The organism is Ruegeria sp. BHSB056 (assembly GCF_059613305.1).
Genome location: NZ_JBXWSG010000122.1, coordinates 1 through 8,752, shown reverse-complemented (window position 1 = coordinate 8,752; position 8,752 = coordinate 1). Strand labels below are relative to the sequence as shown.

The following is an 8,752-nucleotide window of genomic DNA, read 5'->3' as shown; positions in this document are numbered from 1 at the left end:
ATGATCCGCAGGCTGAACCGCGGAGAACCAGCCGTCGTGTTCACGTTCGGAACGCTGGTTGCCGGGTGCCTGTTATTGGTCCTGTTCGGCTGGTCCGACCTGAAAGCGACCGAATGGGCAGCCCTTCCCGCCATCGTCTGGATCGGGTTGTTCTATATCTCGTTCTTCGCAACGGCGGCCAGTTTCGTTCTGGTGCAATTCTCCTCGCTCCGGCTGCCGTCGGCCAAGGTCATGGCCTATACCTATCTGGTGCCAAGCTGGGTGATCCTGTGGGAAATCGCGCTGGGCAAACCTGTCCCGACGGGATTGATCCTGGGCGGTGTGGCGCTGACGGTCATTGCCCTGCTGATGCTGCTGAAGGAAGAGGCCCCGCGCAACAGCCCCCAACGCCGGGCAGCTGAATAAAGCCACTCCCGGTCTGAAACCGGTACAGATTGCCCACGAATTCCAAAAGCAGAATCTGTTGAGCCAGATCAAGGCAGGCCCTTGGTCTCAGGACTACCTTGGAAAGCGGACAAAAGGAGGAGATTATGTTCAAACATATCATGCTGCCGATTGACCGCCATCTGCCGCCCGAGGTTCGCAAGGCCGCAGATGTCGCCGCGCAGGTGGCGAAATGGCAAGGCGCCAAGATCACTCTGGTCAGTGTCAGCGGGGCCCATATGGGTGCATCCTCGGAAACCGAGGCCGAGATAGACAAGCAACTGGCCGACTTCACCGAACAGCTTGCATCAGAAGGCGCGGCCGAAGTTGCGGTGCGCAAGATACACTCGGTCGATGTTGCTGCCGAAGTGGACAGCGACCTGACCCGCGCAGCAGAAGAGATCGGTGCAGATCTGATCATCGTGGGCACCCATGCGCCCCGGATCACCGATTACATCTTTTCCAGCCACGCCGGATATCTGGCCAAACATGCCAGCATGTCAGTCTTCGTGGTGCGCTAGGCCTCGTCCGAGGTCGGAAGCTCGACTTCCAGAAACCGTTCGAACGCATCCAGGTTGATGGGTTCGAACTGACCGAACCCCTGCATCCAGACCGAAGCGGTGCGCAGCGCGTCGGGTTCCAGCTTGCACCATTTCACCCGGCCGCGCTTTTCCTGTGATATCAGCCCGGCCTTGGTCAGGATGACCAGATGTTTCGAGATCGCCGCCAGCGACATCTCGAACGGCTCGGCCACATCCGTCACGGCCATATCGTCCTCCAGCAGCATCGCCAGAATGGTGCGGCGGGTGGGGTCGGCAAGGGCCGCAAACACGGTGTCGAGATCGTTGGACATGGGTCTTTCCTAATGGGCGAGAACCCGTTTGACAATTTCCCCCATCACGTCACTGTGCAGCGGTGATGCGCAAGGGGGGCGGCTATGGCGCTGAAATACTGGCTGGTGATCTGCGTCCTTGGCATCGGGTGGGGCATGTCTTTCATGTTCAACGCCATATTGCTGCGCGAACTTGGGCCGCTATCCGTGTCATTGGGGCGTGTTGCATTTGGGGCGCTGGGCTGTTGGATCTATGTGATTGCTGCCCGTATGCCGGTTCCCCTGACACTCGGGCGCGCCATCGGTCTGCTGGGGTTCGGGGCGCTCAGCTATGCCGCACCATTTGCGTTCTATGCGCTTGGGCAGCAGCATATCGCGTCCGGCGTGGCGGGGATCGTGAATGCGACAACACCGGCCTTTGCCGTCATCGTTTCGCATTTCTGGCCGGGAAGCGAGCGTGCGACGCTGTTGAAATCCCTTGGCGTGTTGTGCGGCTTCATTGGGATTGTCGTGTTGTCCGTTCCGATTTTGCGCAATGGTGAAACCTCTCAGTTCTGGGCGGTTCTGCTGACCCTGTGCGCGCCGATCTGTTACGCGTTTTCCGTCAACATTGCGCGGGCCTTCCGTGACATGCAGCCGGTGGTGCTGGTCGCCTTGGCCCTGACGGGGGCGGCCTTGGCAATATTACCCCTGGCGCTTTGGCGTGAAGGCCTGCCGGTGATCGAGCGCACTGAAACCTGGCTTTCGTTGCTGATGATCGGTTTTGTGCTGACCTCGGCCGCTTTCATTGCCTTCTACTGGTTGCTGCCCAGAGTCGGGCCAACCAACATTTCGACTGTCACGCTGATCGCACCGGTTTCCGCCCTGATACTTGGAATCTGGGTGTTAGGGGAAACCTTGCACCCCGAGCATTTGATGGGCATGGCGGCGATTTTTGCCGGGCTCTTGCTGATCGACGGACGCCTTGTTCGACGCCTTTGGCCTCAGCGGGCAAGAAAAGATCAACCAAAAGGTTGAATATGGTTTTTGGGGCGATTACTGCCGTTCCGGTCAAAGGCAGGCAACCCGACTGGGCAGATGACCCTTAAATATCATAGTAAAAACAATGTTATAACCTGCGTCATTTCACGCCATCAACGCCGTTGACTCTGCGCCTTTCGCGCCTTAGCACCATGCGCAAGACAGCGCGAGGAATCCGTCCGTGACCGATGACGACCAAAAGCAGCGTATGGCGCAGCTTGAGGCCAAGATCGACGCGGCGAAAAAGGCCAGACAACCGGCTGCCCGCGCTGACAGTGACATATCCGGGGGCGAGCTTGCCTGGAGGATGGTCATCGAAATGGTTTCCGGTCTGGGGATCGGATTTGGCATCGGATACGGGCTGGACAGCCTGCTCGGGACGATCCCGATCTTTCTGGTGCTGTTCACATTGCTGGGCCTTGTCGCGGGCGTGAAGGTTATGCTCCGCAGCGCGAAAGAGGTTCAAGATAAACAAGCGGCCCATATGCAGGCCGAAAAGGACGAGAGGGACTGAACGTGGCAAGCGAGACCACCGCAGCACACGGCGCCGAAGGCGCAGACCACGCAGCAGAAGCCAGCAGCCTGGTGTTTCACCCGATGGACCAGTTCATCGTCAAGCCGCTGTTCGGTGGCGAGATTGCCTGGTACACCCCCACCAACGTGACCCTGTGGCTGTTTCTGGCCATCGTGGCTATCTTTGGCCTGCTGGTTCTCAGCACATCAAAGCGCGCCATCGTCCCGACCCGGATGCAGTCGATTGCGGAACTGGCCTATGGCTTCATCTACAAGATGCTGGAAGACATCTGCGGCAAGGAAGGCGTCAAGTTCTTCCCCTATGTCATGACCCTGTTCATGTTTATCGTGACCGCGAACTTCCTGGGCCTGATCCCGACCTCGTTCACCACCACGTCGCACTTCGCCGTGACCATCCCGCTGGCGCTGGCCGTGTTCCTGACCGTGACCATTCTGGGCTTCGTCAAGAACGGTGCCGCTTTCCTGGGTCTGTTCTGGGTCTCCAGCGCGCCGCTGGCGCTGCGCCCGATCTTGGCGATTATCGAGCTGATCTCGTACTTCGTGCGCCCCGTCAGCCACTCCATTCGTCTTGCCGGTAACGTCATGGCGGGCCACGCGGTGATCAAGGTGTTTGCGGGCTTTGCCGCAATTTCCCTGATTTCGCCCGTGTCGGTTCTGGCGATCACCGCAATGTATGGTCTCGAGGTCCTTGTGGCCTTCATTCAGGCCTACGTATTCACCATTCTGACCTGTGTTTATCTGAAAGATGCGCTGCATCCTTCGCACTAAGGTCCGATAACCCAACATCGAAACTTCCAATTCGTAAGGAGATACATCATGGAAGGCGATCTCGCACACATCGGCGCAGGCCTGGCAGCAATCGGTTCCGGCGCAGCCGCAATCGGGGTGGGCAACGTTGCAGGCAACTTCCTGGCCGGCGCCCTGCGCAACCCTTCGGCGGCTGCTTCGCAGACCGCAACCCTGTTCATCGGTATCGCATTCGCAGAAGCCCTGGGGATCTTCGCATTCCTGGTCTCGCTGCTGCTGATGTTCGCCGTCTAATCTGCGGAACCTGATCCTTACGCGCAGGTGGGTCCAAGCCATAGCGGCCCACCTGTTGTAAAGACAACGTTCCGACGGAGGACATCATGGCGACTGAACCCATTAGCGAAGAAGTAGTTGGCGCGTGCGTCGACTCGCATGGCTCTGCCATCGGGATGCCGCAGCTCTGCTTCGATTGGTTCCCCAACCAGATTTTCTGGCTGGTCATTACGCTGGTCGTCATCTTTCTGGTCCTGTCTCGCGTGGCTCTGCCCCGCATCGCGGCAATCCTGGCCGAGCGCCGGGGGACCATTACAAATGACCTGGCTGCGGCCGAAGATCTGAAGGCCAAAGCGGTCGAGGCCGAGGAGGCCTATAACAAGGCGCTGGCCGATGCCCGTGCCGAAGCGCAGCGTATCGCGGCAGAAGCACGCGCAGAAATCCAGGCTGGTCTGGATGATGCGATTGCCAGGGCGGATGCGGAAATCGCTGCAAAGGCGGCTGAATCGGAAAAGGCAATTGCCGAAATCCGGGCCGGTGCGCTGGAAAGCATTCAAGTGGTCGCCAAGGATACGGCGGCTGAACTGGTCACCGCGCTGGGCGGCGAGGCGGATGCCAAAGCCATCGACAGTGCCATTGACGCGCAGATGAAAGGATAAGTGACATGCGGAACACTCTTGCCCTTATCCTGACCGTTGGTGCCGCCAGCCCCGCGCTGGCTGCAAGCGGTCCGTTCTTCTCGCTTGGCAATACTGACTTTGTCGTCCTTCTGGGCTTCATCGTTTTCATCGCGGTCCTGTTCTACTTCAAGGTGCCGGGCATGATCGGCGGTGCGCTGGACAACCGTGCCGAAGGCATCAAGGCCGAGCTGGACGAAGCCCGCGCCCTGCATGAAGAAGCACGCAGCCTGCTGGCTTCGTACGAGCGCAAGCAGCGTGAAGTGCAGGCACAGGCCGACGCGATTGTCGAGGCGGCCAAACAGGACGCGGCTCTGGCTGCGGACCAGGCGAAGGTCGATCTCGAAAAGTCGATTGAACGCCGTCTGGCTGCTGCGCAGGACCAGATTGCCTCGGCCGAAGCCTCTGCCGTTAAAGACGTGCGCGATCAGGCCGTTTCGGTTGCGATTGCCGCCGCCAGCTCGGTTCTGGCCAAGCAAATGACAGCCGCGCAGGCGAACAAGCTGATCGATGCCTCGATCGCAGATGTGGGCGCCAAGCTGCACTGACGGGGACACCGACAGGTAAAAAACGCAGATGACCCGAGAGCATTGCGCTGTCGGGTCTTTTGTTTTGGTGGCGGGGCTGATTGTATTGACCGGAACATCACCCGGATTCTGTACCCTTCAGAGGGTCTGAATGTTCCGCTTGGGGTCTAAGGGTGCGAAAAGAGCAGGGAAAGACGGGCCGTGGCAGGCGAAGACGTTTCGATGAATATTGTTGGGGTGGTCAGGAACGGCGGGGCCGCGCTGATCGAAAGCATCAACAGGATCGAAGACCTGACCACCCGCTTGCACCGCTATTCCGTGACCATCGCGACAAACGACAACGCCGATCGTACAGATCGGGTTCTGTCCGAATTCGCGCGCCGCGACCCGAATGTGGACCTTGTCCGCATGGATGGTCTGGCGTCCAGACTGCCAGACCGGGTCGAGCGGATTACGGCGGCCAGAAACGCTGTCCTCAACAGGCTGGAAGAACGCGACAGCGGTCACGACCTGACACTGGTGCTGGATCTGAACGGGCCGAATGTCTGTCTGGACGTTCAGACGGTTCTGACTGCCGCACAACGGTCCGTACCGCGCTGGGAAGGTGTCTTCGCCAATTCCCAACCGGCCTATTACGATATCTACGCCCTGCGTTGCGCGGGCTGGTGTGACGAAGACGTCTGGCAAAGAATTCAGACAACGCGCAAACCGCTGTTCGGGCGCCGAAAGTGGCGGAAAGTTCTTCTGAAATCAGCGGTTTTCGACCGGCAGTACCACATCCCGTCCGATATGCCACTGATACCGGTCGACAGCGCCTTTGGCGGTGCAGGAATGTACAAGACCCGCGCCCTGCGTGGCCTGCGCTATTCCTGCCGGGACGAAAAGGGCGACCTCGTGTGCGAACATGTGATGCTGCACAAACATCTCAGGGATCGGGGCGCGCGGCTGTTCATCGACCCGGCCCTGACAACCATCGCCCCGAATGACGATCTGGGCGAAGGCAGTGGCGCAGCTTTCCCGTCCCATCTGATCCAGCCCGAGACCGGGGCCGCCTGATCCCTGAGGGCGCTTGGAAAGCGCTAGGCCTGACGGGTTTCGTGCTGCAACCTTTGCTGCGCAACAGCCTCGTTCCGCTCGGCCTTCTGCTGATCGATCATGCAGCGTTCGACAAAGCTCAGATGCGTTTCGACGGCCTGACGTGCGGCTGCCGGATCGCGGGCCTGAAGGGCCGCGTTGATAGTGCTGTGCTGGTCCAGAATGGCCTCGCGGGTCGCGCGCTGCCGGAACATTGTCCGTCGGTTATAGAACACACCCTGTACCAGCAGGTCATACATCGACCGCATCATATGCAGCATCACCACATTGTGGCTGGCCTCGATGATGGCCATGTGAAACTCGGCATCCAGCTGTGCCTCTTGGTCCGCGGCGTTCCGGTCATGGGCCGCCCGCATCTTGTCAAAGATCGCCTGAACAACCTTCAGGTCGCTTTCTGATCCCAGCCGCGCGGCCCGTTCCGCCGCCAGCCCCTCCATGTCGCGGCGAAAGGACAGGTAATCGAATACGGCCTCGTCATGGCTGCTGAACAACCGGATCAGCGCAGGTGAAAAGGCCGAGCCCAAAACCTCGGCCACATAGATCCCGGACCCGGCTTTTGTTGTCAGCAACCCCTGTTCCTGAAGCTCGGACACCGCATCGCGCAGGGACGGGCGCGACACACCCATCCGTTCAGCCAACTCACGCTCGGGCGGCAGGCGCTCACCGGGGCGCAGGATGCCGCGCAGGATCAACAGTTCGATCTGGCGAACGACCGCAAGCGACAGTTTTTCCGTCTGAACTTTTTGAAAAGGCATGATCTGTTCCGAAATTGGTCAACTCATTTGACCATGGACCGGGGGGCTGTTCAAGAATACCCGGTCACATCCGCTGAAATATTAGGTCAGAAGTGTTGACTTTAATTTGAGAAAGCATAGGCTGCGCCGAAATGAGATCGGAGGAGCCTCATGTCCCAACACCCTTTGTTTGCCACCCGGGCCTCCCGGATGAAGGCGTCAGAAATCCGCGAGCTGCTGAAATTGCTCGATCAGCCCGGTATCATTTCCTTTGCCGGTGGCATTCCAGACCCCGCGCTTTTTCCCGCCGAAGCTTTCGCTCAGGCGTTTCAGCAGGCATTGGGGCCGGACATGCAGGCGCAGGCTCTGCAATATTCCGTCAGCGAAGGCTATGCTCCCCTGCGCCGGTGGCTGGTGCAGCACATGCGCGAAATCGGGGTGGAATGTGACATGGACAACGTCCTGATCACCTCGGGCTCGCAGCAGGCGCTGGATTATCTGGGCAAGCTGTTCCTGTCCCCCGGCGACACGGCCTTGGTCGGGTGGCCCACCTATCTGGGTGCTCTTGCCGCGTTCAACGCGTATGAGCCGCGCTTTGACCGGCTCAATGGCAACAAGGGGGCCGATGAATTCAGGGCTGCGGCAGGGGATGGCGCCGTGAAATTCGCCTATCTGTCGCCCGATTTTGCCAATCCGACAGGCGAAACCCTGACCCGCCCGGGTCGTGAGGCCTTGCTGGACCTGACCGACGAACTGGACTGCGCGTTGATCGAAGACGGTGCCTATCAGGCACTGCGCTATGACGGTGATCCGATCCCGCCGATCCTGGCTCTGGAACAGGCACGAAAGGGGTCGATCGAAAACTGCCGGACGATCTATTGTGGCAGCTTCTCGAAAACCCTGTCACCGGGTCTGCGCATGGGGTGGGTTGTTGCGGCCAAGCCGATCATCTCGCAGATGGTTCTGCTGAAACAGGCGGCGGATCTGCATTCGGCGACCATCAACCAGATGGCCGTGCATCAGGTGGCGGAAGCGTGTTTTGACACCCATATTCCGAAAGTGCGCGACACTTACCGCGCGCGCCGAGATGCGATGCTGGATGCGCTGCAACAGCACATGCCCGACGGGGTGGCGTGGACGCGCCCCGAAGGCGGCATGTTCGTCTGGGTGACACTCCCCGCCGGGATCAGTGGGTCTGATCTGCTGGCGCAGGCGCTGGATACGGTGAAAGTGGCCTTTGTGCCGGGGCAGGCGTTTTTCCCAGACGGCAGCGGGGCAAACACGATCCGGCTCAGCTTCTCGAACTCGGACGAGGCAACAATCCGTGAAGGCATCCGCCGGTTGGGCCAAGTTCTGCGCGCCTGACGTCCAGAAAGGTTCTGTTAACCAAATTGCTGCAACTCTGCGGCATGATCCGGTTTCTCGCTCCGCTCCTGCTGGCCGCCTGCGCCGCCGGGACCCCGCATTTCCTCGAGGTTCCTGCCACTCGCGTGGCGGTGAACGGCAGTGTGTTTGATGTGCGCGTGCGCGGCTATCTCGCCGAGGCGGTGCGGATCAACGCGCAATATGCACCGCGGCTAGGCCCTGTTCGGGATCGCGCCGCGCTGGCCATGGCGCAGGTTTCGGGCTGCCCGATCCTCGACGTGCTGGGCGATGCGGCTGTTACGGTTGGTGTTCTGGGGTGTGACCGCGAGGCGGGGGAACGGTTGCTGCTGACTGCCGTCTCGACGCCCAGATATGAATGTATCGACTATGGCATCTACGAAAATATCGGAGGTAGTACCGGGTATCAGGTCTTTGAATGCAGCCCATACTGACATACGCGTGTTCCTGCGCATTTCGGCAAGATGTTGTGGATAACTCGCACTGATATCCCATATCCTGCGCAAC

The 8,752-nt window shown here is 59.8% G+C and carries 13 protein-coding genes; 11 read left to right on the top strand and 2 right to left on the bottom strand.

Features of this window, described 5'->3' with window-relative positions:
• Together AC2FND_RS18905 and AC2FND_RS18900 are read left to right on the top strand one after the other, a co-directional pair.
• The coding region (locus AC2FND_RS18905) for an EamA family transporter (protein WP_496771278.1) at window positions 1-405 on the top strand (405 nt) is incomplete at its 5' end.
• 125 nt (window positions 406-530) lie between these two features.
• The gene (locus AC2FND_RS18900) at window positions 531-944 is read left to right on the top strand and encodes a universal stress protein (RefSeq protein WP_267367733.1); all 414 of its coding nucleotides are present in this window, start codon (window positions 531-533) and stop codon (window positions 942-944) included.
• Here the strand turns inward: AC2FND_RS18900 and AC2FND_RS18895 are convergent.
• A complete protein-coding gene (locus AC2FND_RS18895; protein WP_480483782.1) occupies window positions 941-1,276 on the bottom strand; it encodes an ArsR/SmtB family transcription factor in 336 nt (111 codons plus the stop codon). The two genes, AC2FND_RS18900 and AC2FND_RS18895, sit on opposite strands and share 4 nt — an antisense overlap.
• Window positions 1,277-1,360: 84 nt before the next feature.
• On the opposite strand from AC2FND_RS18895, the gene AC2FND_RS18890 reads away from it, so the two are divergent.
• From AC2FND_RS18890 to AC2FND_RS18860, 7 genes are all read left to right on the top strand, one after another.
• Window positions 1,361-2,272 (top strand): DMT family transporter, encoded by a 912-nt coding sequence (locus tag AC2FND_RS18890; RefSeq protein ID WP_496771277.1) that lies wholly within the window; start codon window positions 1,361-1,363, stop codon window positions 2,270-2,272.
• A gap of 184 nt (window positions 2,273-2,456) precedes the next feature.
• Complete coding sequence (locus tag AC2FND_RS18885; RefSeq protein WP_480483780.1) at window positions 2,457-2,789, top strand: AtpZ/AtpI family protein; 333 nt, start codon at window positions 2,457-2,459, stop codon at window positions 2,787-2,789.
• A gap of 2 nt (window positions 2,790-2,791) precedes the next feature.
• Window positions 2,792-3,577 carry a F0F1 ATP synthase subunit A gene (locus AC2FND_RS18880; RefSeq protein ID WP_496771276.1) on the top strand — a complete coding sequence of 262 codons (786 nt, stop codon included), beginning with the start codon at window positions 2,792-2,794 and terminating at the stop codon, window positions 3,575-3,577.
• A 48-nt stretch (window positions 3,578-3,625) separates the two neighbouring features.
• Window positions 3,626-3,850, top strand: a complete 225-nt coding sequence (locus tag AC2FND_RS18875; protein ID WP_005981269.1) for a F0F1 ATP synthase subunit C — start codon at window positions 3,626-3,628, stop codon at window positions 3,848-3,850.
• An 86-nt stretch (window positions 3,851-3,936) separates the two neighbouring features.
• Window positions 3,937-4,488 (top strand): F0F1 ATP synthase subunit B', encoded by a 552-nt coding sequence (locus tag AC2FND_RS18870; protein WP_209506152.1) that lies wholly within the window; start codon window positions 3,937-3,939, stop codon window positions 4,486-4,488.
• Window positions 4,489-4,493: 5 nt separating this feature from the next.
• Entirely contained in the window at window positions 4,494-5,054 is a 561-nt protein-coding gene (locus tag AC2FND_RS18865) for a F0F1 ATP synthase subunit B (protein ID WP_480487178.1), read from the top strand.
• A gap of 201 nt (window positions 5,055-5,255) precedes the next feature.
• Window positions 5,256-6,089 (top strand): hypothetical protein, encoded by an 834-nt coding sequence (locus AC2FND_RS18860; protein ID WP_496771275.1) that lies wholly within the window; start codon window positions 5,256-5,258, stop codon window positions 6,087-6,089.
• 23 nt (window positions 6,090-6,112) lie between these two features.
• Here AC2FND_RS18860 and AC2FND_RS18855 read toward each other — a convergent pair whose 3' ends face one another.
• Window positions 6,113-6,883, bottom strand: coding sequence for an FCD domain-containing protein (locus AC2FND_RS18855; RefSeq protein ID WP_496771274.1), 771 nt, complete (start codon window positions 6,881-6,883; stop codon window positions 6,113-6,115).
• A gap of 150 nt (window positions 6,884-7,033) precedes the next feature.
• Between AC2FND_RS18855 and AC2FND_RS18850 the strand changes: the two genes are divergently transcribed.
• Together AC2FND_RS18850 and AC2FND_RS18845 are read left to right on the top strand one after the other, a co-directional pair.
• Window positions 7,034-8,227 carry an aminotransferase-like domain-containing protein gene (locus AC2FND_RS18850; protein WP_496771273.1) on the top strand — a complete coding sequence of 398 codons (1,194 nt, stop codon included), beginning with the start codon at window positions 7,034-7,036 and terminating at the stop codon, window positions 8,225-8,227.
• 44 nt (window positions 8,228-8,271) lie between these two features.
• A complete protein-coding gene (locus AC2FND_RS18845; RefSeq protein WP_496771272.1) occupies window positions 8,272-8,679 on the top strand; it encodes a hypothetical protein in 408 nt (135 codons plus the stop codon).
• Window positions 8,680-8,752: the final 73 nt, after the last annotated feature.

Excerpts from the sequence above, each read along its gene's own strand:
- AC2FND_RS18845 (WP_496771272.1), top strand. The coding sequence starts at position 8,272 with ATGATCCGGTTTCTCGCTCCGCTCCTGCTGGCCGCCTGCGCCGCCGGG.
- AC2FND_RS18870 (WP_209506152.1), top strand. The coding sequence starts at position 3,937 with ATGGCGACTGAACCCATTAGCGAAGAAGTAGTTGGCGCGTGCGTCGAC.
- AC2FND_RS18850 (WP_496771273.1), top strand. The coding sequence starts at position 7,034 with ATGTCCCAACACCCTTTGTTTGCCACCCGGGCCTCCCGGATGAAGGCG.
- AC2FND_RS18900 (WP_267367733.1), top strand. The coding sequence starts at position 531 with ATGTTCAAACATATCATGCTGCCGATTGACCGCCATCTGCCGCCCGAG.
- AC2FND_RS18855 (WP_496771274.1), bottom strand. The coding sequence starts at position 6,883 with ATGCCTTTTCAAAAAGTTCAGACGGAAAAACTGTCGCTTGCGGTCGTT.
- AC2FND_RS18860 (WP_496771275.1), top strand. The coding sequence starts at position 5,256 with ATGAATATTGTTGGGGTGGTCAGGAACGGCGGGGCCGCGCTGATCGAA.
- AC2FND_RS18895 (WP_480483782.1), bottom strand. The coding sequence starts at position 1,276 with ATGTCCAACGATCTCGACACCGTGTTTGCGGCCCTTGCCGACCCCACC.
- AC2FND_RS18875 (WP_005981269.1), top strand. The coding sequence starts at position 3,626 with ATGGAAGGCGATCTCGCACACATCGGCGCAGGCCTGGCAGCAATCGGT.
- AC2FND_RS18890 (WP_496771277.1), top strand. The coding sequence starts at position 1,361 with ATGGCGCTGAAATACTGGCTGGTGATCTGCGTCCTTGGCATCGGGTGG.
- AC2FND_RS18865 (WP_480487178.1), top strand. The coding sequence starts at position 4,494 with ATGCGGAACACTCTTGCCCTTATCCTGACCGTTGGTGCCGCCAGCCCC.